This window comes from Streptomyces sp. T028 (genome assembly GCF_048159505.1).
Lineage (GTDB): Bacteria > Actinomycetota > Actinomycetes > Streptomycetales > Streptomycetaceae > Streptomyces.
Genome location: NZ_JBLRVZ010000024.1, coordinates 56,057 through 78,819, shown reverse-complemented (window position 1 = coordinate 78,819; position 22,763 = coordinate 56,057). Strand labels below are relative to the sequence as shown.

The window sequence follows — 22,763 nt, the reverse complement described above, 5'->3', positions numbered from 1 at the left end:
GCGAGCAGGGATGATTGCGCAGCGATCGTGCGCGAACACGCAATGTTCGTTTCTTGTAGCGCTCCGCTGTCGCTTCTTACCTTTGGGACATGCCCGAGAGTGTGACCACCGGCCGCAGGCCGAGTGCCCGGCGCTTTCTCGTCTGCGAACCCAGACACTTCGCCGTGCAGTACGCGATCAACCCGTGGATGCGTCCCGACACCCCCGTGGACGTGGACCTCGCCCAGGAGCAGTGGCAGTCGCTGATCCGCGCCTACCGCTCCCACGGACACACCGTCGACACCGTGGAGCCGGCCCCCGGCCTGCCGGACATGGTCTTCGCCGCGAACTCCGCGGTCGTCGTGGCCGGCCGGGTGTTCGGCTCGCTGTTCCACGCGCCCGAGCGGCGCCCCGAGTCCGCGCACTACGACTCCTGGTTCAAGACCGCCGGCTACGACGTGTACCGCCCGGAGCACGTCTGCGAGGGCGAGGGCGACCTGGTGTGGACAGGCCGGTACGTGCTCGCCGGCACCGGGTTCCGTACGACCCGGGAGGCGCACCGCGAGGTGCAGGAGTTCTTCGGCCATCCGGTGATCAGCCTGACCCTGGTGGACCCGCACTTCTACCACCTGGACACGGCGCTGTTCGTGCTCGACGACGGGCCCGAGGAGAACATCGTCTACTACCCGGAGGCGTTCTCGCCGGGCAGCCGCGAGGTGCTCGCCCGGCTGTACCCGGACGCGGTGCTCGCCACCCGCGACGACGCGATGGCCTTCGGCCTGAACTCCGTCTCCGACGGCCGCCATGTGTTCATCGCGCCCCGGGCCGAGGCCCTCGCCGCCCGGCTGACCGAGCGCGGTTATGTCCCCGTCCCCGTCGACCTCTCGGAGTTCCAGAAGGCCGGCGGTGGCATCAAGTGCTGCACTCAGGAGATCCGTCCATGACCGCACCCGTCGTCCCCGCGCCTTCTCCCGAGACCGCCCCCGCGCGCTCCTCCGCCGAGCTGATCCGCGCCGAGGAGCCGGTCCTCGCGCACAACTACCACCCGCTGCCCGTGGTCGTCGCGCGCGCCGAGGGCACCTGGGTGGAGGACGTCGAGGGCCGCCGCTACCTCGACATGCTGGCCGGTTACTCGGCCCTCAACTTCGGCCACCGCCACCCCCTGTTGATCGAGGCGGCGCACCGCCAGCTCGACCGGCTCACGCTGACCTCGCGCGCCTTCCACAACGACCGGCTCGCCGGATTCGCCGAGCGGCTCGCGGAGTTGACCGGCCTGGACATGGTGCTGCCGATGAACACCGGCGCGGAGGCGGTGGAGAGCGGCATCAAGGTGGCCCGCAAGTGGGCGTACGAGGTGAAGGGCGTCCCCGCCGACCGGGCGACGATCGTGGTCGCGGCGGAGAACTTCCACGGCCGTACGACGACGATCGTGAGCTTCTCGACGGACGAGACGGCCCGGACGGGCTTCGGCCCCTTCACCCCGGGCTTCCGGATCGTGCCGTACAACGACCTGGCGGCGCTGGAGGCGGCGGTCGACGAGACCACGGCCGCGGTGCTGATCGAGCCGATCCAGGGCGAGGCGGGGGTGATCATCCCGGACGACGGCTATCTGGCCGGGGTGCGGGAGCTGACCCACCGCGCGAACTGCCTGTTCATCGCCGACGAGATCCAGTCCGGGCTGGGGCGCACGGGCCGGACGCTGGCCGTGGAGCACGAGGGTGTCGTCCCCGACGTCGTCCTGCTCGGCAAGGCGCTCGGCGGTGGGATCGTGCCGGTGTCGGCGGTGGTGGGCCGGCGCGAGGTGCTGTCGGTGCTGCGGCCGGGCGAGCACGGGTCGACGTTCGGCGGCAATCCGCTGGCGGCGGCGGTCGGCACCGCGGTGGTGGAGCTGCTGGAGACCGGTGAGTTCCAGCGGAGGGCGGCGGACCTGGGGAGTGTCCTCAGGGACGGTCTGACCGCTCTCGTCGGCAAGGGGGTCGTCGGTTTCCGGGCCCGGGGTCTGTGGGCGGGTGTCGACATCGATCCGGCCCTCGGCACCGGCCGTGAGGTGAGCGAGCGGCTGATGCGGGAGGGCGTGCTGGTCAAGGACACGCACGGGTCCACCGTTCGGCTGGCGCCGCCGCTGACGATCACGGGAGAGGAACTGGGGTCGGCGCTGGAGGCGTTGGAGAGGGTGCTCGCCTGAAGAGGGCCAAGCGGCCTGAGGGGGCCTGAGCGGGCCTGAGCGGTGTCGTGCAGGCAGGGTGAAGATTGGGTCAGGAGGTGGTAGACCACTCTCAGCGACAGAGAGGTCGGCCGTGGGCACACACGACGAGGACGGCGTTGCCCGGCGGCGGTTCGACGTGGCGGACGCCGCGCCCCTGCTGCTCGACGGGCAGGGCGTGGTGACGAGTTGGACCAGGGACGCCGAGCGGCTGCTGGGGTACACGGCGCCCGAGGCGGTCGGCCGGGACCTGGCCGGGCTGCTCACCCACGGGGACGCCGGCCGGGTGCCCGAGATCCTCGAACGGTGCCGTCGGGACGGCGGCTGGAGCGGGCTGCTGTCCGCCCTGCGCGGGGACGGCCGGCCGGTGCCGGTCATGGCCCGTGTCACCTGCGCCGACGAGCCCGGCGGGGCGGACCGCCGACTGGTGCTGCTGAGCGAGATGGGGGACGCCCCCGGCTGGACGATGAGCCGCTCCGTCCTGGAGCAGATGGTGTCCGGCTCCCCGATCGGCATCGCGATCGTGGACACCGATCTGCGGTTCGTGTGGTCCAACGACGCGCTGGCCAGGTTCGGCGGGGGCCGGCCCGGGCAGCGGCTGGGGCTGCGACTCGGGGACGTACAACCGGGCCTGGACGCCGAGGCGGCCGAGGCACGGATGCGGCAGGTGCTCGCCGACGGCGAGACGGTGGTCGGCTACGAGCACGTCGGGCACGTACGGGCCGCCCCGCACCGGGAGACGGCGCACATGCTGTCGTTCATCCGGCTGGACGACGACCACGGCAACCCGGTGGGCGTCTACTACACGGTCGTCGACATCACCGACCGCCACCGCGCCCGGCAGCGGCTCGCCCTGCTGGACCGGGCGGGCCGGAGCATCGGCAGCAGCCTGGACATCGCCCGCACCGCCCAGGAACTGGCCGACGTGGCCGTCCCCGGTTTCGCCGACGCGGTCGCCGTGGACCTGCCGGCCCCGGTCCTGCGCGGCGCGGAACCCACCCATGCCCCGTCCGGCGCGGAACCCACCCCGGCCCAGCCGACCACGCCGGGCCCGGCCGCCCCGGTCCCCCTGCACCGGGCGGGACTGAGAGTCGCGGCCCCGGCACAATCGGCCGACGCCGCCGAAGACACCGGGGAGACGGGGTCGGCCCCCGCCTCCGAGGGCACCGGCGCCACCGCCCCGCCCGGCGACGCCACCCCCTCCGTGCGCTGCCCCTCCGTCAGCTACCCCGCCGGCTCACCCCCCGTCCGCTGCCTCCTCACCGGCCGCCCCTGGCGCGGCGAACACCTCGACCCGTCGGCCGAGGAGTGGCTGCGGGGGCTGCCCTCCGCGCCGGGAACGGCACCGGCACCGCCCGCACCCACCGCCTGCGAAGCCGCGCACCTGCCACCCGAGCCCGCAACAGCGTCCGCACGGCCCACGCCCGCCGCCCCCGAAGCCACGTCCCTGCCGCCCGAACCCGGACCCGGACCCGGACCCGGACCCGGACCAGCGTCCGCACGGCCCACGCCCGCCGCCCCCGAGGCCGCCACCGCACCGCCCGCACACGCCACCCCCGAAACCGCCCCCACCCCGGCCGAGCCGGTCAGTGTGCTGATCGTCCCCGTGCGGGCCCGCGGCGCCACCCTCGGCGTCACCAGCTTCCTCCGGCGCGGGCTGCGGGAGCCCTTCGACGCCGATGATCTGGCGCTCGCCGAGGACCTGGTCTCGCGGGCCGCCGTCTGTGTGGACAACGCCCGGCGCTACACGCGCGAGCGCGAGGCGGCGCTGGTGCTGCAGCGCAATCTCCTCCCCCGCCGGCTGCCCGAGCAGGACGCGGTCGAGGTGGCCGCCTGTTACCGGCCCGCCGACGAGCTGACCGGCCTCGGCGGCGACTGGTACGACCTGATCCCGCTGTCGGCGGCGCGGGTGGCGCTGGTGGTGGGCGAGGTGCCCGGGCACGGCATCGACGCCGCCGCGGCCATGGGACGCGTACGGACCGCCGTACGCACCCTGGCCGCCCTGGACCTGCCGCCGGCGGAGGTCCTCGCCCACCTGGACGACCTGGTCGCCCGCATGGCCCGCGAGGAGGGGCTGGAGGCGGGCACCCAGGCGCAGGGGGCGGGATGCGTGTACGTCGTATACGACCCCGTCGACGGCCGGTGCGCGATGGCCGCCGCCGGGCACCCCGCACCGGCGGTGGTCCTGCCCGACGGCGAGGTCACGTTCGTGGACCTGCCGCAGGGGCCGGCGCTCGGCGCGGGCGGGCCGCCGTTCGAGTCGGTGGAGCTGACCCTGCCGGAGGGCAGCACGCTCGCGCTGCACACCGACGGTCTGCTGGCGCAGGGCGAGGGGTGGGCGCTGGACACCGATCGCACCCGGCTGCGGCGGGCCCTGGAGCGGCGGGCGGCCAGTCTGGACGTGCGCTGCCGGAGCGTGATCGACGCGCTCGTCCCGGCCCGTCCGTACGACGACGTGGCCCTGCTGATGGCCCGTACCCGCCGCCTCCCCGCGGACCGGGTCGCCGACTGGGAGCTGCCCGCCGACCCGGCCGCGGTCGCCGAGGCGCGCAAGACCGCGAGCCGCCGACTGGCGGAGTGGGATCTGCCGGAGCTGTCGTTCACGACCGAGCTGGTGGTCAGCGAGCTGGTCACCAACGCCATCCGGTACGCCACCGGCCCGATCCGGCTGCGGCTGATCCGTGAGCGCTCCCTGGTCTGCGAGGTCTTCGACGGCGGCGCCACCGCCCCGCATCTGCGCCATCCGCGCACCACGGACGAGGGCGGCCGCGGTCTGCTGCTGGTCTCCCAGGTCACAGAACGCTGGGGCACCCGCTTCCTCGGCGAGGGAAAGATCATCTGGGCCGAGCAGTCGCTCACGGACCCGGGCGTGTGAACACGCGGTCCTCCCTGCGTCCCCCGCATGCGAAAATTACCCAAACCGGTGGATGTGGTGCAGTACCGGCAGATGGGGCGCGAGCCATGAACGACACGCCGATCGACCACGCGTCAGCGATCGACTACGCGGCGGTGTTCCAGTCCCTGCCCGGCATGGTGGCGCTGTTGACGCCCGAGCTGGTGTACGCGGACGTCAACGAGGAGTTCCTGCGTGTCTCGGGCCGAAGACGCGAGAACATGATCGGCCGGCAGCTGTTCGACGTGTTCCCGGACAACCCCAACGACCCCGCCGCGACGGGCGCCCGCAATCTGCAGGCCTCGCTGCACCGGGTGCTGGCCACGGGTGAGCGTGACGCGATGGCCCTGCAGCGCTACGACGTCGAGGACCCCGAGCGGCCCGGGGAGTGGGACGAACGCTACTGGAGCCCGGTCAACGCGCCGGTGTTCGGCCCCGACGGCTCGGTGGTGCTCGTCGTGCACCGCGTCGAGGAGGTCACCGAGCTGATCCGGGCCCGAGGGTCACGGGGCGCCGGAGATCCCGGCACCCGGACCAGGGTGCTGGAGGCCGAGCTGTACACGCGCGCCCGTGAGCTGCAGGAGGTCAACGAGCGGCTGCGGCAGGCGCACGCCCGGGAGCGCGAGGTGGCCCTCGCCCTGCAGGAGGCGATGCTGCCCGCCCACCGGCAGGTCGGCCACCATCAGGCGGCGGTGCGCTACCGCCCGGCGGTCGGCTCGCTGAACGTCTGCGGGGACTGGTACGACCTGGTCGACCTGGTCGGCGGCGACCGCATCGGCGTGTCGGTGGGGGACGTCGTGGGGCACGGTCTGGCGGCCGCCGGGGTCATGGGCCAGCTGCGCAGCGCGCTCAGTGCCGCCTCCCGGGTCGCGGAGGGGCCCGCCGAGGCGCTCAATGTGCTCGGGCGGTACGCGCATGTCGTGGACGGCGCCGAATCGGCCACCGCGGTCACCACGTTCATCGACTTCGACCGGCAGACCATCAGCTACAGCAGCGCCGGCCATCCCCCGCCCGCGCTCGTCCACCCCGGCGGCCGGGTGGAGTTCCTCGACCGGGCCACCGACCCACCGCTCGACGCCCGCCCGAACCCGACGCCCAGGCCGCAGGAGTGCGCCTCCTACGACCAGGGCGCCACTCTCGTCCTGTACACGGACGGGCTGGTGGAGCGGCGGCAGGAGGACATCGACACCGGCCTGAACCGGCTCGCCGAGGCCCTCGCCCGGCACCGGGACGCCGACCCGGAGACCCTCGCCGACTCCGTCCTCCTCGAACTGCTGCCCCCGGGCGGCGCGACCGACGACACGGCCCTGGTCGTCGTACGGCTGTGAGGAACCGACGACAACGCCCGACGCGGACTTGCTGTGCGGCCACCGGCGGCAGGAACCTGGAGCCGCGGCCGCCCGTCGCGGATCCACCGGAGTGAGGAGCTACCCCTTGTTCTACTACGTGCTCAAGTACGTCTTGCTGGGCCCGTTGTTGAAGCTGGCCTTCCGCCCGCGCATCGAGGGCCTGGAGCACGTACCGGAGTCGGGGGCGGCGATCGTCGCCGGCAACCATCTGTCGTTCTCGGACCACTTCCTGATGCCCGCGGTCCTCAAGCGGCGCATCACCTTCCTCGCGAAGGCCGAGTACTTCACCGGCCCCGGCCTCAAGGGCAGACTCACGGCCTACTTCTTCCGCAGCGCGGGGCAGATCCCGGTGGACCGCTCGGGCAAGGAGGCGGGCCAGGCGGCGATCCGCGAGGGCCTCGGCGTGCTGAGCAAGGACGAGCTGCTGGGTATCTATCCGGAGGGCACTCGTTCGCACGACGGGCGGCTGTACAAGGGCAAGGTCGGGGTCGCGGTGATGGCCCTGAAGGCCGGGGTGCCGGTGATCCCCTGCGCGATGATCGGCACCTTCGAGGCGCAGCCGCCCGGCAAGATCGTCCCCAACCTGCACCCGGTGGTGATCCGCTTCGGCAAGCCGCTGGACTTCTCCCGCTATGCCGGCATGGAGAACGAGAAGGCGATCCTGCGCGCGATCACCGACGAGATCATGTACGCGATCCTGAAGCTGTCCGAGCAGGAGTACGTCGACGAGTACGCGGCGGTGGTGAAGGCGCAGCAGGCCGCGACGGCGGAGAAGCAGCGCAAGTTCCCCCGGATACCGCTCAGCTGACGGAAAGCCATGAGCTGACGGGATGTCACAGCGCGGAGGGGCGGCCGGAGTTGTTCCGGCCGCCCCTCGCTGTCAGCCGGTTGCTACGGCTTCGGCGTGGCGTGCGGGGCGCAGGTCACGTCCTCGGCGTCGAGCTTGCCGGTGAGCAGGTAGCTGTCCACCCTGGTGTTGACGCAGGAGTTGACGAGACCCGTCACACCGTGGGAGCCGGCGCCCTTCTCGGTGATCAGACGGGAGCCCTTGAACCGCTTGTGCAGGGAGACGGCACCCTCGTACGGGGTGGCCGCGTCCCGCTCGGACTGCACGATCAGCACACCCGGCAGGCCCTTGTGGGTCTTGACCTCCACCGGGGTCTGCTGCTTGACCGACCAGAAGGCGCACGGCAGGTTCATCCATGCGTTGGCCCAGGTCAGGAAGGGGTAGTCCTTGTGGAGCCGGGTGTTGTCGGCGTTCCACTTGCGCCAGCTGGTGGGCCACTTGGCGTCGGTGCACTCGACGGCCGTGTAGACGGCGTTGCCGTTCTCCGCGGTGATGTTGCCGGCGGTGTCGGTCAGGTCCGGGGCGGCGGCGTCGACGAGGGCCTGGGTGTCCCCGGCGAAGTACTTGCTGAAGACCGTCGCCACCGGGATCCACGAGGAGTCGTAGTACGGGGCGCCCGTGAAGAAGGAGGTCAGCTCGGCCGGGCCGACGAGACCGCCGATGGGGTTCTTCTTGGCGGTGGCGCGCAGTTCGAGCCACTTGGCCTGGACGGCGGCACGGGTGGTGCCCAGGTGGAAGGTCGCGTCGTTGGCGGCGACCCAGTCCTGCCAGTCCTTCCAGCGGCCCTCGAACGCGACGTCCTGGTCGAGGTTGGCCTCGTACCAGATCTTCTCGCGGGAGGGGTTGACCACGCTGTCGACGACCATGCGGCGGACGTGGCCCGGGAAGAGGGTGCCGTAGACGGCGCCGATGTAGGTGCCGTAGGAGACGCCCAGGTAGTTGAGCTTCTTCTCGCCGAGGGCGGCGCGGATGACGTCCAGGTCGCGCACGGTGTTCGGGGTGGTCATGTACGGCAGCATCTCGCCGCTGCGCTCGTAGCAGCCGTCGGCGTACTCACGGGCGAGCTTGATCTGCGCGAGCTTGTCGGCCTCGTTGTCCGGGACCGGGTCGGCCTTTGGCGCCTTGACGAACTCCTGCGGGTCGGCGCAGGAGATGGGCGCCGAGTGGCCGACGCCGCGCGGGTCGAAGCCGACGAAGTCGTAGGCCTTGGCCGCGTTGGCCCAGATCGCGTTCTTGGTCGTGACGCGGCGCGGGAAGCGCATGCCGGAGCCGCCGGGGCCGCCCGGGTTGTAGACGAGCGCGCCCTGGCGCTCCTCCTTCGTGCCCGTGTTGCCGATGCGGTCGACGGCGATCTTGATCTGCTTGCCGTTCGGGCGGGCGTAGTCGAGCGGCACGGTGACCCAGCCGCACTGGATCGGCTTCTCCAGGCCCCAGTCGGCCGGGCAGTCCTGCCAGTCGATACCGGCCTTGGCGGCGCGCTCCGCGGCGATCGCCGCACCCCGCTGTTCCCTGTCCTGTCCCGAACGGCCGCCGGCGGCGTTCGCGACCGGCGCCGCGACCGCGCTCGCCATCAGCGTGGCGGCGACGAGCGCGCCGGCCGAACCGAGCGCTGCGGTCCTTCTGTTCGGTCGTATGTCCCTCAAGTGGGCTTCTCCCCTACCTTGTTATGGCGGTACAGCGATACGGCGGTATGGGGATCCTTGCGGCTGTGAGGTACCTGAGAACAGGTTTGGTTGACCTTCTTTGCCAATCCGATAACCGGAGAGGAAAGCCCCGCTCAGCGGAGGTGAGGAACGGTCAGGGCCTCGTCCAGCACCCGCCGCAGCCGCAGCCCGTCCGGCGCGACGGCGGTCACCAGAGCGGCGGGCCCGGCGAGCGGCACCAGGGTGGCATGCTCACCGAGGACTTGCGCGGTCACCGGGGCGTCGGCGAACTCCGGTCGTACGATGACGAGTTGGCCGACGGCTCGATGTCCCGCCAGGACGGCGGGGCCGTCCCAGCCGCCGGGTGCGCCGGGCCCGCAGGCCAGTTCCTGGTCGAGGACGGCCCGGCCGTCCACGCGGACGACGAGCCGGCTGGTGAGCCGCCCGGGCTCCTCCCCCACCCGGCCGAGGACCTGCTCCTCGCGCAGCACCAGACGGGCTCCGGGGGCGAGGTCGGCGCGGGTGGTGACGTACAGGTCGCTGCCGCGCGCGGAGATCAACGGCTCGGGCAGCCAGTGGAGTTCGCCCTCGTCGGCGACGTCGAGCCGTACGTCGTAGTGGGCGGCGTCCTTGATCTGCCCGGGCAGCGCGATGGTGGCCGCGGCCGAGCCCACCCGCAGCCGGGCCCCGCTCTCCACGTCCGCCTCCACCGCGAAGCGGTCCCCGCCGAGGGGTCCGCTCATCGCGCCCACGAGCACGACCCGGGCCTCGTCGCCGGTGCCCCGGGTGCGTCGCAGCGCCAGCGGCCCGTCGCTCTCCAGGACGGGCAGGGCGGTTCCCCCGCGCCCGTCGGCCGTCGCCCTGATCCGGGCGACGGCACGCACTCCGCCCATGTCACGCCGTCCAGGCGCCGAGCCGCGCCCGCACCCAGGCGGCGACGTCCGCCACACCGGTCTCGGCGCGGAGCGACTGGAACACCACCGGCAGTTCGGCGCGCTGCGCCTTGGCGTCGGCGGCCATCCGGGCGAGGTCGGAGCCGACGTACGGGGCGAGGTCGGTCTTGTTGACGACGAGCAGGTCGGCGGTGGTGACGCCCGGGCCGCCCTTGCGCGGGATGTCGTCGCCGCCCGCGACGTCGATGACGAAGATCTGCGCGTCGACGAGCCCCTTGGAGAAGGTGGCGGTGAGGTTGTCCCCGCCGGACTCGACGAACACGAGGTCGAGCGGTCCGACGGCGTCCTCCAGGTCCTCCACGGCTTCGAGGTTGGCGGAGATGTCGTCCCGGATCGCGGTGTGCGGGCAGGCCCCGGTCTCCACGGCCGTGATCCGCTCGGGCGGCAGCACGGCCTCCCGCAGCAGGAACTCGGCGTCCTCACGGGTGTAGATGTCGTTGGTCACGACGGCGAGCGACAACTCGTCGCGCAGGGCCCGGCAGAGCGCGGCGACGGTGGCGGTCTTGCCCGAGCCGACGGGCCCGCCGAGCCCGATCCGCAACGCCCGCCGCGAACCGTCGGGCCGACGGGCATCGGCGCTGACGGCGGCGGGGCCGGGGTGGGAGTGGTCGAGGTGCATGGGAGCGGCTCCTTGTTCAGGGGTGCAGGGGCAAAGCCCCGCCGGGGTGCAGGGGCGGAGCCCCGCCGGGGTGCAGGGGCGGAGCCCCTGGCGGGGTGCAGGGGCGGAGCCCCTGGCGGGGTGCAGGGGCGGAGCCCCTGGCGGGGTGCAGGGGCGGAGCCCCGCCGGGGTGCAGGGGCGGAGCCCCTGGCGGGGTCGAAGGGGCGGAGCCCCTGGGGATGGGAATGGGTAGGGGCGGCGGGGGCGCTGAACTACGAGGCGAACAGTCTTACCGGCCACGCGGCATGCGCCTCCGCCCCGATCTCCAGCAGCGGCGCCGACGCCGCCGGCAGCGCGTCGACGCCGGCGGTCCGTACGGCGGCCCCGGCGACCGCCGCCCGGTCGACGACCCGGTCCAGCTCCGCCGCCAGCCGGGCCAGCACCGCCGTCGCCTCGAACGGGTCGAGACTCAGCAGCCGTACCACGGCCGTCGCCGGCCCGCTCACGCTCTCGTACGCCGCACAGTACGCCGCGTCCTCGGCACCGAGACCGGCCGCCCGCGCCGTCAGTCCCAGCACCACGCTCTGGTGGGCCCCCTTGGGGAACTCCCGGGCCAGGGCGTCCAGTTCGGAGCTCGGCCAGGTCACGCGGGCGGCCCGCATCAGCTGGCGCCCCAGCTTCCGCGCGGCAAGCCGCAGCGCCGGGGAGGGGGTGCGGGCGTCCGCCGCCGCGTCCAGCTCGGCCGGGTCCGCCCCGGCGGCCGCGGCGGCGGCGAGGGCGGCCGCGACGAGACCGGCCGTGTGCAGCCGGCCCCGGCAGAATGCCTCCAGGCTCGCCGCGCCGGTGATCCGCCCCGCCTTGACGGCCTCCTCCGCCCCGCCGGAGTGCGCGTGCCCTCCGGCGGGGAAGCGGCCGTCGGCCAGGACGAGCAGCGCTGCCCTGCCCATCAGATACCGCCCATCAGAACAGGAAGTAGCGCTGGGCCATGGGCAGCTCGGCCGCCGGGGTCGCCTCGACCAGCTCGCCGTCGATGTGCACGGCGAAGCTGTCGGGGTCGACCTGGACATGCGGCCGGGCGTCGTTCTCCCGCATGTCCGCCTTGGTCACCGAACGCGTGGACTCGATCGCGACGAACCGCTTGCCCAGCTGCAGCCGCTCCGGCAGCCCGTCCTCGATCGCGAGCGGTGCCACGAAGTTGAACGAGTTGGCGGCCGGGGCCCGGCCGATCGCCCCGTACATCGGACGCGGCAGGATCGGCTGCGGGGTCGGGATGGACGCGTTCGCATCACCCATCTGGGCGTAGGCGATCTGGCCCCCCTTGATCACGAGGTGCGGTTTGACACCGAAGAACGCCGGCTCCCACAGGACGAGGTCGGCGAGCTTGCCCGTCTCGACGGAGCCGATCTCGTTGGCCAGTCCCTGCGCGAGGGCCGGGTTGATCGTGTACTTGGCGACATAGCGCCGTACGCGATGGTTGTCGGCGCGGCCGTCGCCCGGCAGCGCGCCCCGCCGCCGCTTCATCACATGGGCCGTCTGCCAGGTCCGCAGGATCACCTCGCCGACGCGGCCCATGGCCTGGGCGTCGGAGGAGATGATCGAGATGGCGCCGAGGTCGTGGAGTATGTCCTCCGCGCCGATGGTGGACGGCCGGATGCGGGACTCGGCGAAGGCGAGGTCTTCGGGGACCGCCGGGTTGAGGTGGTGGCACACCATGAGCATGTCGAGGTGTTCCTCGGCGGTGTTCACGGTGTACGGGCGGGTCGGGTTGGTCGAGCTGGGCAGGACGTGCGGCTCGGAGACGACCGTCATGATGTCCGGCGCGTGCCCGCCGCCCGCACCCTCGGTGTGGTAGGCGTGGATGCCCCGACCGGCGATCGCGGCGAGCGTGTCGCCCACGAACCCGGCCTCGTTCAGGGTGTCCGTGTGGATGGCGACCTGGATGCCGGTGCGCTCCGCGACGGTCAGGGAGGCGTCGATGACGGCGGGCGTCGAACCCCAGTCCTCGTGCAGCTTCAGGCCCAGCGCGCCGCCCCGGATCTGGGAGAGCATCGCCTCCTGCGAGACGGTGTTGCCCTTGCCGAGGAAGCCGATGTTGAGCGGGTACTGCTCCATCGCCTCCAGCATGCGGGCGAGGTGCCAGGGGCCCGGGGTCACCGTGGTGGCCTTGGAGCCCTCGGCGGGGCCGGTGCCGCCGCCGACGAGGGTGGTCACGCCCGCCGACAGCGCCTCGTCGGCGATCTGCGGGCAGATGAAGTGGACGTGTGCGTCGACCGCGCCGGCCGTCAGGATGCGTCCGTTGCCCGCGATGACCTCGGTCTCGGGGCCGAGCACCAGGTCGGGGTGGACGCCGTCCATGGTGTCGGGGTTGCCCGCCTTGCCGAGCGCCGTGATCCGGCCGTCGCGGATGCCGACGTCGGCCTTGACGATCCCCCAGTGGTCGACGACCACGGCACCGCTGATGACGGTGTCCGGGGTACCGTCTGCGCGCGTAGCACGCGACTGGCCCATGGACTCCCGGATGACCTTGCCACCGCCGAAGACTGCCTCGTCCCCGGCGAGACCGGGGCCGCCGGAGCGGTCCTCCTCGATCTCGATCAGCAGATCGGTGTCGGCGAGACGGATGCGGTCCCCGGTGGTCGGGCCGAACAGGTCGGCGTACGCGGCACGCGAGATCTCAGGCATCGAGGGCACCTCCGGTCTCCCCGCGCAGTCCGGGCACCACCCTGGCACCCGCGAGCGGGACGAGTTCCACCTCGGCGGGGATGCCGGGCTCGAAGCGCACGGCGGTGCCGGCGGCGACGTTCAGCCGCTTGCCGCGGGCGGCGGCGCGGTCGAAGTCCAGGCCGGGGTTGGCCTCGGCGAAGTGGTAGTGGGAGCCGACCTGGACGGGCCGGTCGGCGGCGTTGAGTACGGTGAGCCGGGTGATCTCACGGCCCTCGTTGCAGACGATCGGGTCCTCGGCGAAGAGGATCTCTCCGGGAATCATGGCGGCCTCCCCCGTCAGACGATCGGGTCGTGGACGGTGACGAGCTTGGTGCCGTCGGGGAAGGTGGCCTCGACCTGGACGTCGTGGATCATCTCGGGGATGCCCTCCATGACGTCGTCCCGGGTGAGCAGCTTGCGTCCGGAGGCCATCAGCTCGGCGACCGTCCGTCCGTCACGCGCGCCCTCGAGGATGTGCGAGGTGATGAGGGCGACGGCCTCGGGGTGGTTGAGCCTCAGTCCGCGGGCCCGGCGTTTCTCGGCGACGTCGGCCGCGACATGGATCAGCAGCCTCTCCTGCTCGTGCGGGGTCAGTTGCACGTCCCACCTCACATCCTCGCTCCGGGCCGTGCGGGGCCCGGTTGCCGCAGCCACGAGGAAAAGCCCTGGTGGCGTGGAGGGGCAGGCTAGTTGGAGAGCATTTCGAGCAAGTTAACCGAGCCGTGACACAGGCTCTCGGACGTCCGGCCCCGGCTCCGGCACGCTCATCAGCGCCCGCAGCCCGTCGCCGAGCACCTCCACCGGCACCGGTCCGAACAGTGACTGCTGGGCGATGAAGCCCAGCACGGACGCGATCATCGTGCGGGCCACATGGTCCGGGTCGACGTCCGCGCGCATCGTCCCGGCGGCCTGGTACGCCTCGACGATCCGCGCCCAGGCCGCGCGCACCGAGCCGTAGCCCTCGCGCAGGACGGCCGCGAGCTCCTCGTTGCGCAGCGTCTCCGTCCAGACCTGGATGACCAGCCGGGGGAAGGCGGGCCTGCCGTCGACGGTCAGGGACTCCCGGGCGGCCAGGGTGCGGCCGAGCACCTCGCCGACCAGGACGTCCGGGGGCGGCGGCGGGTCGAGCCTTGCCGCCTCCTCGAAGGAGGCGCGGACCTGACCGAGCACCTCGGAGACGATCGCGGCGATGAGCTCCTCCTTGCCGCTGAAGTAGCGGTACACCGCCCCGGCCGACAGGTCGACCTCCTTCAGCACGTCCTGCATGGACGTGGCGTGAAAGCCGTTGCGGGCGAAGCAGACCGCGGCGCCGTCGAGGATCTGCCGGCGGCGGGCGTCGAGGTGGGCCTGGGATACGCGTGCCATGCCGCAAAAGTAAAACGAACATTCCTTCTTGACAAGCGAAGGCCGACGCCGCACGGTGGGACCACAGAAAAACGAACGATCCTTCTTTTTTAGGCCGCATCCCGCATCCCGCATCCCCAGGGGGAAACCATGTCCGCCACCCGGCGCCTGATCGCCGTCGTCCTGCTCGTCCCGACGCTCGCCGCCGTCGCACTGTGGGCCTTCGCCTGGCCCGCCGCCCGCACGGCGCCCCGCGACCTGCCGCTCGGCGTGGCGGGCCCGGCCGCCGCCACGGCCCAGATGGAGAAGCAGCTCTCCGCGCACGAGGGAGCCTTCGAGATCCACCGCTACCGGGACGAGGCCGCCGCCCGCGACGCCGTCGAGGACCGGACCGTATACGGCGCGGTGGTCGTCACCGCGCAGGGGCCCACGCTGCTGACCGCCTCGGCCGCGAGCCCGGTGGTGGCCCAGCTGCTCCAGCAGGCGGTGGCCCGGCAGGCCGCCACCGAGGGCACCCAGGTGACGACGGTGGACGTCGTACCGGCCCCGTCCACCGACCCGCGCGGCGCGGCCCTGAACGCGAGTGTGCTGCCGCTGGCGCTGGCCGGGATCGTCGCGGGCGCGGTGGTCACGTTCCTCGGACTGCGCGGCTTCCGCGCGGTGCTCGCGCTGGTCGGCGTGGCCGCCCTGGTCGGCCTGGTCGCGGCGGGGCTGGCGGACAGCTGGCTGGGCGTGCTCACCGGCGACTGGTGGGCGGAGGCCTCGGTGCTCGGCCTGTCGACGCTCGCGGTGGCCGCGGCGGTGGCCGGCTGCGCCGCGCTGATCGGCCCGGCGGGCGTCGGCGTCGTGTCGTTCCTGGTGATGTTCCTCGGCAATCCGTTCTCCGGCGCCGCCTCGGCCCCGAGGATGCTGCCCGAGCCGGTCGGGACGATCGGCCAGTGGCTGCCGCCGGGCGCGGGCACGACGCTGCTGCGCTCGGTGTCGTTCTTCGACGGCGCGGCGGCGACCGCTCCCGCCCTCACCCTGGTGTGGTGGGCCGTCTTCGGCCTCGGTGCGGTACTGCTGGGCGCCCAGCTGAAGGCTCGGACGACCCCGGCCGGACCGGCCGCCGAGCAGCGCGAGCCCGCGCTCGTCGCCTGACCGGCCCCCTCCGCCCCCTCGAAGGCCGTGCACCCCGGTGGCGTGCGGCCTTCGCCGTGTCTACGACGGGTTCGACCCCCGGTGTTCGGCCGCGGTCCCGCCCCGGTGTTCCGCCGCGATGCCGAACCGCTGCCGTTCGCGGGGAGCGGAACCGACCTCGCGCACGGAGGCGACCGAGCTGATCACCTGCTCCTCCACGGGCCGGTCCAGCTCGTCGAGTCGCTCCAGGTCGGCGGCGGAGACCAGGGCGACGAGGGGCTTGCCGTGCCGCGTCACGACGACGCGCTCACCGCCGTACACCACCCGGTTGATCAGGTCGGCGAGTTCAGCCCTGGCTTGCGTCACCGGAATCTCGTAGGCCATGACCCCAGCTTACGGGTCGTCCGTGACGTCCATCAGTTCCAGGGAGGGCGGGAAAAGGCCAGGTCAGATGTCTTTCGGCTGTCGTCTCACACAAGATGCTTGCCGAACGCGTCGGCGACAGTGTCGAGCTGGGCGCGGACCGAGATGGCGTCGGGCTGGGCGAAGATCGTGCGGATGGTCGTAGCGGCCATCTCGGCGTGCTGCTTCGGGATCACCGAGAAGACGTTGCGGACGAAATGAACGCGGCAGCGCTGGTGTGCGGCTCCGATCATGACCTTGCCGATGGCGGCGACCAGGCCGAGGTGCTGGTCGGAGATGACGAGGCGGACCCCGTTGGGGCCGCGTTTGCGCAGGTCACGCAGGAAGGTGGTCCAGAAGGTCTCGTTCTCGCTGTCGCCGGCCATGAGGCCGAGGACTTCGCGGCCGCCGTCCTCGGTGACGCCGGTGGCGACGACGACGGCGCGGGAGGCGATCTGGCGGTCGACGCGGGCCTTGAGATAGGTGGCGTCGAGGTAGACGTAAGGGAAGCGGGTGTGGTCCAGGGGGCGGTTGCGGAAGGCGGTGAGGCTTTCGTCGAGGTCGCCGCAGATCCGGGAGACCTCGCTCTGGAGATGCCGGTGTCCGAACCGAGGGCTTTGACCAGGTCGTCGACGCTGCGGGTGGAGACGCCATGAACGTATGCCTCGATGATGACGGCGTAGAGGGCCTGGTCGACGCGGCGCCGGCGTTCCAGGAGGCTGGGGAAGAAGGTGCCGGCGCGGAGTTTGGGGATGGTGAGTTCCAGGTCGCCGGCCTGAGTGCTGAGCGTCTTGTCGCGGTGGCCGTTACGAAGCGCGGTGCGCGTGTCGGTGTGCTCGTTCCACTCGGCGCCGATCCGGGCCGTGGCCTCGGCCTCGGCCTGGATCAGCTCCTGGAGCATCCGCTCGGCCGCATTCCGGACGAGTTCGAGCCCGTCCGCCGATCGGCTACACCACGTCACGTCAAGGGACGCCATCACCGGCGGGGTGGCGGACGAAAGGGCTCGCCGCGGCGGCGAGGCGCACGGCAGCGTGCTGGATGAGGCAAGTCTCTGGCTCCCGACGGCTTCGACAAGGGGCTAGTAAATGAAAATGATTATCGCTAGCGTGTGCGGAGCGCAAAGCCCGGCCCCTCCCGCCCGAGGGTTCTCCGGGCTGCCCTGACGTCTGAACCGCCGGTACGAAAAGGGGAGTTATGGCTCATCTGCTGATGGTCGAGAGCTGGGTCGGGTCGATGAGCAGACTGCTGCCACGGGCGATCCGGGAGGGCGGCCACGAGTTCACGTTCCTCACCCGCGACCTGCACCACTACCTCCGCTCGGCCCCCGAAGGGGTGGCACACCCACTGCTCGGCGCCCGCAACGTGATCACCGCCGACACCAACGACACAGACGCCCTGCTGCCGGAGATCGAGAGGCTGCACGACGTGCTGCGCTTCGACGGCGTGATCACTTCCTGCGACTACTACCTGCCGACCGTGGCCCGGATCGCCAGGCATCTGGATCTGCCGGGCTCCACCCCGCAGGCCGTGGAGGCCGCCTGCCGCAAGGACTCCACCCGCCGTGTCCTCGCCGACGCCGGGGTACCCGGGCCGCGCTTCGCCGTGCACGAGGAGTGGGCCGACATCGCCCGGGCGGCGCGGGAGATCGGCTACCCGCTGGTCGTCAAGCCGGTCGACCTGTGCGCGGGCATGTACGTGCGGCGCGTGGACGACGAGGAGCAACTCGCCGCCGCCGTACGAGTACTGGCCGATTTCTCGGTCAACGCCCGCGGGCAGCGGCGGGAGCCCGCCGTCCTGCTGGAGGAACTGCTGGACGGCCCAGAGGTGAGCGTCGAGACGGTGTCGCACGCCGACGCGGTCCACGTGGTGGGCGTGACCGACAAGAGCATCGGCGGCGCGCCCGCGTTCATCGAGACCGGCCACATGTTCCCGGCCGCCCTGCGGGCCGCCGACACCGAGGCCGCCGAGCAGACCGCCCTCGCCGCGCTCAAGGCCCTCGGCCTGACCGACGGCGTGGTGGCGCACACCGAGATCAAGCTGACGTCCGCCGGTCCACGCGTGGTCGAGGTCAACCCGCGGCCCGCCGGGAACCGCATCACCGAGCTGGTCCGCCACGTGACCGGGATCGACCTGGCTGCGGCCTTCGTCGAGGTGTCCCTCGGCCGCGAGCCCGATCTGCGGGGCGGCGACACCGGGCTGCGCAGCGCCGCCATCGGCTTCCTCGTGCCGGAGATCTCGGGCACGCTCCACCAGCTGGGCGGTGGCGAACTCCATCACGCGCCGGGCGTGCTGGAGGTGCAGCTCGCCAAGCCCGGCAAGCTCGTGAAAGCGGCGGGCAGCAACAACGAATACCTAGGGCATGTCATGGCGGGTGACACCGAGGGGCTGGGCGCCCGCGGCCGTGTCGAGGCTCTGCTCGGTGAGCTGCGCTCCGGGCTGGTGGTCCGATGACCGCCGTCACAGGCATGGCCCGCACGACGACGTTCGAGACGTACGCGTCGCACGACGAGCTCGTGGCGCGCGTCCGCGCTGGAGAGCTGGGTCCGGATCCGGCCACGCAGCGGATCGCGGTGGCTTTCACCACTCGGCAGGCGGTACGGCACGACGGGCGCGGCACCGGCTACCGCAACGAGGTGCTCAGCCTGCGTCTGGGCGGGGCCGTCGGCTCGTGCGCGGTCGAGCCCGGGGCGCTGCCCGACCGTGCGGTCGAGGAGTGTGTGGGCGCGAGCGTGGCTCACCTGCTGGAGCATCCGCTGCCGCCGGTGCGGGTGGCCGCGCTGGACGCCTATCTGATGCACGTCGCTCCGCACACTCCGCAGAACGGGGCGCGGCCCGTGCCGCTGCCCGCCGGGACGTCGCTGGAGAAGTCCCGGGCCCGGGCGAAGGCCGTCGTCGCGCTGCTCGATCTGCCGGCGGGTGCGACCGTGCTGGTGGTGGGGGTGGTCAACTCACTGCTGGAGGAGCTCCGTTCGCGTGAGCTGGACTACGTGCCCTGTGACCTCAAGGGCGGGCTGACCGAGTGGGGTCAGGCGGTCGTCACCGACGCGCCTGCCGAGACCGGGCGCTGCGACGCCCTGCTGGTATCCGGGATGACGCTGGGCAACGGCACCTTCGAGCCGCTCCGCCAGCACGCGCTGGCGCACGGCAAGCAACTGGTGATGTTCGCCCAGACCGGCAGCGCCGTACTGCCCCGCTTCCTCGGCCACGGGGTGAGCGCGGTGTGCGCCGAGCCGTACCCCTTCTTCTGGCTCGACGGCGGTCCCGGCACCCTGCACCGCTACGGCGGCCCCTCTCCTGAGGGCGGACGATGACCACGGCGGCCGTACGCCCCCTCACCCGCCCGGAACGTCCCGAACTGCTCACCCTCCTTGGCCGCACACCCCTGGTCCGCATCACGTCCGACCTGCCGGGCCCGCACCCCGGCTTCTGGGCCAAGCTCGAAGGGCTCGCGGCGGGCGGCATGAAGGCGCGGGCCGCCGTGTCGATGCTGCTGGGCGCCCGTGAACGGGGCGAACTGCCGCCCGGCGCACCGGTGGTGGAGTCCACCTCGGGCACCCTTGGCATCGGGCTCGCCTTCGCGGGCCAGGCCCTCGGCCATCCCGTCGTGCTGGTCGGCGACAGTGAACTGGAACCGGCCATGCGGCAGCTGCTGCGCGCCCATGGTGTACGGCTGGAGATCGTGGACCGCCCGGCGGCCCGGGGCGGCTGGCAGGCGGCGCGGCTGGGCCGGCTGCGGGACCTGCTCGCCGTCCTGCCCGGCGCGTACTGGCCGGACCAGTACAACAACCCCGACAACAGCGCCGGTTACGCCTCCCTCGCCGCCGAACTCATCGACCGGCTGGAGCACCTTGACATCCTGGTGTGCAGCGTCGGCACCGGCGGACACAGCGCGGGGATCATCGGCCCTCTACGGCGACGCTGGCCCGCGCTGCGGCTGATCGGCGTCGACTCGACCGGCTCCACCATCTTCGGCCAGCCCGCACGGCCGAGGCTGATGCGCGGCCTGGGCAGCAGCATCCACCCGCGCAACGTCGCCTACGACGCCTTCGACGAGGTCCACTGGGTCGGCCCGGCCGAGGCCGTGGACAGCTGCCGCCGTCTGGCCCGCGGCAGCTTCGTCAGCGGCGGCTGGAGCACCGGCGCCGCCGCCCGCGTCGCCGCCTGGGCCGCCCGGGTCCACCCCGGCGCGGTCGTCGCCACCGTCTTCCCCGACGGCCCGCACCGCTACCTCGGCACGGTCTACGACGACGACTTCGCCACCGCCCACGGCCTCGACCCGACCGAAGCGGCCACCCGGCCCGTCGAGATCCCGCACCCCGGCGCGGCGGAGGCCACCGGCTGGGTGCGCTGCACCCGCGTCACCGACCCGCTGAAGGCCACACCCCAGGCCGTACCTCACCCGGAAAGGACCCCGTGAAGGCCAGCCTGCGCACCGTACGCCTCGATCTCGCCGAGCCGCTGCGCATCTCCCGCTCGACCATGTCCGCCCGTGACGCCGTGTGGCTGGCCGTCGAGCACGACGACGTCACCGGCCATGGTGAGGCCGTCACCAGCGTCTACTACGGGCTCGACGCCGAGACCCTGGAACGGCTCCTCACCGCCGTCGGTACGGAACTCGCCCGCTTCCCCGCCCCCGAAAGCGCCCTTGAGGCCCTGCGGACGGGCGAGTTGGCCGGCAAGGGCACTCCCCCGGCCGTGACCGCCGCCGCTGAGGCCGCGCTGCTCGACCTCGTCGGCAAGCGCGCGAACAGCCCCGTCCACCAGCTGCTCGGTACCGCCGCATCTCCGGTCGCGGCCATCGCCCGCACCATCGGCATCACCTCCCTCGCCCACGCGGCGACACAGGCCCGCTGTCTCGCGACGAGCGGCTTCGAGGTCATCAAGGTCAAGGCGGGAACCCCTGACCCGGAGGACGACGTGGAGCGCGTCCGCGTCATCCGCGACGCGGCGCCCCGGGTCCGGCTCCTGCTCGACCCCAACGGCGCCTGGACGGTGGCGCAGGCCGAGGCGCTGCTGCACCGGTTCGCCGACCTCGGCGTCGAGGCCGTCGAGCAGCCCGTCGCGCCCGGCGACCCGAAAGCGCTCGGCGCGCTGGCCGAACGCTCACCGCTCCCGGTCATCGCCGACGAGGACGCTGTCGACCTGGAGGACGTGCGCCGCCTGGCCGGCCGCGTCCAGGGCGTCAACGTCAAACTCGCCAAGTGCGGCGGAGTGCACGCGGCCCTGCGCATCGCCGAGTTGATCGACGGCAGTGGCACGGAACTGATGCTGGGGTGCCTGACCGCCAGCAGCCTCGGCCTCGCGCCCGCCGTCCACCTCGCCGACCGGGTCCGCTGGGCCGACCTCGACGGACATCTGCTGCTCGCCCACGACCCGTGGACCGGCATCGGCGGCGAGAACGGCGTCGTACGTGCAAGTGACCGTCCCGGCCTGGGAGTTCAGGAGGTGGGGGCGTATGAAGACGTGGCGTGAGATGCGCCGCTTCCCACTCGCGGTCCAGCTCCTGCTGGTCAACCAGCTCGGCGTCAACACCGGCTTCTACCTGCTCATCCCCTACCTCGCGACCCACCTCACCGGCAACCTGGGCATGTCGGCGGCGGTCGTCGGCATCGTGCTCGGCGTGCGCAACCTCAGCCAGCAGGGGCTGTTCATCATCGGCGGCTCAGCCTCCGACCGGCTCGGCGCACGCGGTGTCATCATCGCCGGATGCGCCCTGCGCACCGTCGGGTTCGCCCTGTTCGCGCTCGGCGACAACCTGTCCGTGCTGCTCGCCGCGTCCGCCCTCAGCGGGCTCGCCGGGGCGCTGTTCAACCCCGCCGTGCGCACCTACATCGCCCAGGAGGCCACCGAAGGCAGGGCCGAGGCGTTCGCTCTATTCAATGTGTTCGCCACCACCGGCGCTCTGGTCGGGCCACTGCTGGGCAGCACGCTGCTGTTCGTGGACTTCCGCACGTCCGCTCTGACCGCCGCCGGGATCTTCGCTGTCCTCGCCGTCGCGCAGGCCCTTGTGCTGCCGGTCCGGGATGTCGAGCCGAGCAAGGGGACGGTCCTCGCGGACTGGCGCGAGGTCCTGGGCAACAGGGCCTTCCTCGCCTTCGCGCTCGCCATGGCCGGCATGTTCACCCTGGAGAACCAGCTGTACCTGCTCCTGCCCGACGGCGCCCGGCAGGCCACCGGCTGGAACGGCGCCGCCGGGCTCATCTTCGTCGTCGGCACCCTCGCCAACCTTGCGCTGCAACTGCGCATCACCCGTGCCCTCAAGGAGCGCGGGGACCGGGCGCGTTGGATCGCTACGGGCCTGGGTCTCATGGCACTGGCGTTCCTGCCGCCCGCCGTGGTGGCGGCCGGCTCCGGCGGCCCGGACGGCGCGGTCGACGCGGCGCTGCGCGCCCTGCCTGTCCTGGTCGGCGCCCTGCTGCTTTACCTCGGGGTGATGGTCGCCCAGCCGTTCGTGATGGAGCTGATCCCTGGCTTCGGCCGGTCGGAACTGACCGGCACCTACTTCGGCATCTTCTACGTGGTCTCCGGCATAGCCGCTGCCCTGGGCAACACGGTCGTCGGCTGGGCCATGGACACCGGGGAGCGGGGCGACGCCGACTGGCTGCCGTGGGCGTGCTGCGCCGTGTTCGGGCTCGCCTCCGCGCTGGGCGTGGCCTGGCTGCACCGGCTCGGATCGCTGCCGACGCCGTCGAAGCCCGCCGTACCGGCAACGGCCTGAGGAGGGCCACGA

General features: G+C 72.5%; 20 protein-coding genes and 1 pseudogene. 11 read left to right on the top strand and 10 right to left on the bottom strand.

The features are described from left to right. The first annotated feature begins 89 nt into the window (after positions 1-89). From ddaH to ACLZN2_RS23160, 5 genes are all read left to right on the top strand, one after another. Positions 90-923: a dimethylargininase gene (gene ddaH, locus ACLZN2_RS23180; protein WP_416980910.1), complete on the top strand. Its 834-nt coding sequence runs from the start codon at positions 90-92 to the stop codon at positions 921-923. Next, complete coding sequence (rocD, locus tag ACLZN2_RS23175; protein WP_416980909.1) at positions 920-2,164, top strand: ornithine--oxo-acid transaminase; 1,245 nt, start codon at positions 920-922, stop codon at positions 2,162-2,164. Before ddaH ends, rocD begins: the two co-directional genes overlap by 4 nt. Before the next feature lie 112 nt (positions 2,165-2,276). Further along, entirely contained in the window at positions 2,277-5,057 is a 2,781-nt protein-coding gene (locus ACLZN2_RS23170) for a SpoIIE family protein phosphatase (protein ID WP_416980908.1), read from the top strand. An 86-nt stretch (positions 5,058-5,143) separates the two neighbouring features. Then, complete coding sequence (locus tag ACLZN2_RS23165) at positions 5,144-6,403, top strand: PP2C family protein-serine/threonine phosphatase (RefSeq protein ID WP_416980907.1); 1,260 nt, start codon at positions 5,144-5,146, stop codon at positions 6,401-6,403. A 106-nt stretch (positions 6,404-6,509) separates the two neighbouring features. Next, positions 6,510-7,232 carry a lysophospholipid acyltransferase family protein gene (locus tag ACLZN2_RS23160; protein ID WP_416980906.1) on the top strand — a complete coding sequence of 241 codons (723 nt, stop codon included), beginning with the start codon at positions 6,510-6,512 and terminating at the stop codon, positions 7,230-7,232. An 83-nt stretch (positions 7,233-7,315) separates the two neighbouring features. Here ACLZN2_RS23160 and ACLZN2_RS23155 read toward each other — a convergent pair whose 3' ends face one another. The 8 genes from ACLZN2_RS23155 to ACLZN2_RS23120 form a co-directional block, all read right to left on the bottom strand. After that, positions 7,316-8,914, bottom strand: a complete 1,599-nt coding sequence (locus ACLZN2_RS23155; protein ID WP_416980905.1) for an alpha/beta hydrolase — start codon at positions 8,912-8,914, stop codon at positions 7,316-7,318. Positions 8,915-9,048: 134 nt separating this feature from the next. Then, the gene (locus tag ACLZN2_RS23150) at positions 9,049-9,807 is read right to left on the bottom strand and encodes an urease accessory protein UreD (RefSeq protein ID WP_416980904.1); all 759 of its coding nucleotides are present in this window, start codon (positions 9,805-9,807) and stop codon (positions 9,049-9,051) included. 1 nt (position 9,808) lies between these two features. Further along, entirely contained in the window at positions 9,809-10,486 is a 678-nt protein-coding gene (ureG, locus tag ACLZN2_RS23145; RefSeq protein WP_416980903.1) for an urease accessory protein UreG, read from the bottom strand. 251 nt (positions 10,487-10,737) lie between these two features. Then, positions 10,738-11,412, bottom strand: coding sequence for an urease accessory protein UreF (locus ACLZN2_RS23140; RefSeq protein ID WP_416980902.1), 675 nt, complete (start codon positions 11,410-11,412; stop codon positions 10,738-10,740). 13 nt (positions 11,413-11,425) lie between these two features. Beyond that, positions 11,426-13,147, bottom strand: coding sequence for an urease subunit alpha (locus tag ACLZN2_RS23135; protein WP_416980901.1), 1,722 nt, complete (start codon positions 13,145-13,147; stop codon positions 11,426-11,428). Continuing rightward, positions 13,140-13,451 (bottom strand): urease subunit beta, encoded by a 312-nt coding sequence (locus ACLZN2_RS23130; RefSeq protein ID WP_416980900.1) that lies wholly within the window; start codon positions 13,449-13,451, stop codon positions 13,140-13,142. The genes ACLZN2_RS23135 and ACLZN2_RS23130 overlap by 8 nt, the downstream gene beginning before the upstream one ends. A 14-nt stretch (positions 13,452-13,465) precedes the next feature. After that, complete coding sequence (locus ACLZN2_RS23125) at positions 13,466-13,768, bottom strand: urease subunit gamma (protein WP_037782101.1); 303 nt, start codon at positions 13,766-13,768, stop codon at positions 13,466-13,468. Between the two features lie 111 nt (positions 13,769-13,879). Further along, positions 13,880-14,533, bottom strand: a complete 654-nt coding sequence (locus ACLZN2_RS23120) for a TetR/AcrR family transcriptional regulator (protein ID WP_416980899.1) — start codon at positions 14,531-14,533, stop codon at positions 13,880-13,882. Positions 14,534-14,662: 129 nt separating this feature from the next. On the opposite strand from ACLZN2_RS23120, the gene ACLZN2_RS23115 reads away from it, so the two are divergent. Continuing rightward, positions 14,663-15,652 carry an ABC transporter permease gene (locus tag ACLZN2_RS23115; RefSeq protein WP_416980898.1) on the top strand — a complete coding sequence of 330 codons (990 nt, stop codon included), beginning with the start codon at positions 14,663-14,665 and terminating at the stop codon, positions 15,650-15,652. A 60-nt stretch (positions 15,653-15,712) separates the two neighbouring features. Here ACLZN2_RS23115 and ACLZN2_RS23110 read toward each other — a convergent pair whose 3' ends face one another. Both ACLZN2_RS23110 and ACLZN2_RS23105 read right to left on the bottom strand, forming a co-directional pair. Then, positions 15,713-16,015 (bottom strand): type II toxin-antitoxin system Phd/YefM family antitoxin, encoded by a 303-nt coding sequence (locus ACLZN2_RS23110; RefSeq protein ID WP_416980897.1) that lies wholly within the window; start codon positions 16,013-16,015, stop codon positions 15,713-15,715. 98 nt (positions 16,016-16,113) lie between these two features. Then, positions 16,114-17,009 (bottom strand): annotated as a pseudogene (locus ACLZN2_RS23105) (IS256 family transposase); the annotation flags it as partial. A 218-nt stretch (positions 17,010-17,227) separates the two neighbouring features. Here ACLZN2_RS23105 and ACLZN2_RS23100 point away from each other — a divergent pair. The 5 genes from ACLZN2_RS23100 to ACLZN2_RS23080 are packed head-to-tail and all read left to right on the top strand — an operon-like array spanning position 17,228 to position 22,751. Continuing rightward, positions 17,228-18,484 (top strand): ATP-grasp domain-containing protein, encoded by a 1,257-nt coding sequence (locus ACLZN2_RS23100; RefSeq protein WP_416980896.1) that lies wholly within the window; start codon positions 17,228-17,230, stop codon positions 18,482-18,484. After that, entirely contained in the window at positions 18,481-19,344 is an 864-nt protein-coding gene (locus ACLZN2_RS23095) for a Rossmann-like domain-containing protein (RefSeq protein ID WP_416980895.1), read from the top strand. The genes ACLZN2_RS23100 and ACLZN2_RS23095 overlap by 4 nt, the downstream gene beginning before the upstream one ends. Then, positions 19,341-20,450 carry a PLP-dependent cysteine synthase family protein gene (locus ACLZN2_RS23090; RefSeq protein WP_416980894.1) on the top strand — a complete coding sequence of 370 codons (1,110 nt, stop codon included), beginning with the start codon at positions 19,341-19,343 and terminating at the stop codon, positions 20,448-20,450. Before ACLZN2_RS23095 ends, ACLZN2_RS23090 begins: the two co-directional genes overlap by 4 nt. Then, positions 20,447-21,505: a mandelate racemase/muconate lactonizing enzyme family protein gene (locus ACLZN2_RS23085; protein ID WP_416980893.1), complete on the top strand. Its 1,059-nt coding sequence runs from the start codon at positions 20,447-20,449 to the stop codon at positions 21,503-21,505. Before ACLZN2_RS23090 ends, ACLZN2_RS23085 begins: the two co-directional genes overlap by 4 nt. After that, positions 21,489-22,751: an MFS transporter gene (locus ACLZN2_RS23080; RefSeq protein ID WP_416980892.1), complete on the top strand. Its 1,263-nt coding sequence runs from the start codon at positions 21,489-21,491 to the stop codon at positions 22,749-22,751. The genes ACLZN2_RS23085 and ACLZN2_RS23080 overlap by 17 nt, the downstream gene beginning before the upstream one ends. Positions 22,752-22,763 lie beyond the last annotated feature (12 nt).

Bases quoted from the DNA above. Each gene is read 5' to 3' on its own strand.
- ACLZN2_RS23100 (WP_416980896.1), top strand. From the start codon at position 17,228: ATGGCTCATCTGCTGATGGTCGAGAGCTGGGTCGGGTCGATGAGCAGA.
- ACLZN2_RS23150 (WP_416980904.1), bottom strand. From the start codon at position 9,807: ATGGGCGGAGTGCGTGCCGTCGCCCGGATCAGGGCGACGGCCGACGGG.
- ACLZN2_RS23135 (WP_416980901.1), bottom strand. From the start codon at position 13,147: ATGCCTGAGATCTCGCGTGCCGCGTACGCCGACCTGTTCGGCCCGACC.
- ACLZN2_RS23165 (WP_416980907.1), top strand. From the start codon at position 5,144: ATGAACGACACGCCGATCGACCACGCGTCAGCGATCGACTACGCGGCG.
- ureG (WP_416980903.1), bottom strand. From the start codon at position 10,486: ATGCACCTCGACCACTCCCACCCCGGCCCCGCCGCCGTCAGCGCCGAT.
- ACLZN2_RS23090 (WP_416980894.1), top strand. From the start codon at position 19,341: ATGACCACGGCGGCCGTACGCCCCCTCACCCGCCCGGAACGTCCCGAA.
- ACLZN2_RS23080 (WP_416980892.1), top strand. From the start codon at position 21,489: ATGAAGACGTGGCGTGAGATGCGCCGCTTCCCACTCGCGGTCCAGCTC.
- ddaH (WP_416980910.1), top strand. From the start codon at position 90: ATGCCCGAGAGTGTGACCACCGGCCGCAGGCCGAGTGCCCGGCGCTTT.
- ACLZN2_RS23120 (WP_416980899.1), bottom strand. From the start codon at position 14,533: ATGGCACGCGTATCCCAGGCCCACCTCGACGCCCGCCGCCGGCAGATC.
- ACLZN2_RS23095 (WP_416980895.1), top strand. From the start codon at position 18,481: ATGACCGCCGTCACAGGCATGGCCCGCACGACGACGTTCGAGACGTAC.
- ACLZN2_RS23130 (WP_416980900.1), bottom strand. From the start codon at position 13,451: ATGATTCCCGGAGAGATCCTCTTCGCCGAGGACCCGATCGTCTGCAAC.
- ACLZN2_RS23140 (WP_416980902.1), bottom strand. From the start codon at position 11,412: ATGGGCAGGGCAGCGCTGCTCGTCCTGGCCGACGGCCGCTTCCCCGCC.
- ACLZN2_RS23115 (WP_416980898.1), top strand. From the start codon at position 14,663: ATGTCCGCCACCCGGCGCCTGATCGCCGTCGTCCTGCTCGTCCCGACG.
- rocD (WP_416980909.1), top strand. From the start codon at position 920: ATGACCGCACCCGTCGTCCCCGCGCCTTCTCCCGAGACCGCCCCCGCG.
- ACLZN2_RS23110 (WP_416980897.1), bottom strand. From the start codon at position 16,015: ATGGCCTACGAGATTCCGGTGACGCAAGCCAGGGCTGAACTCGCCGAC.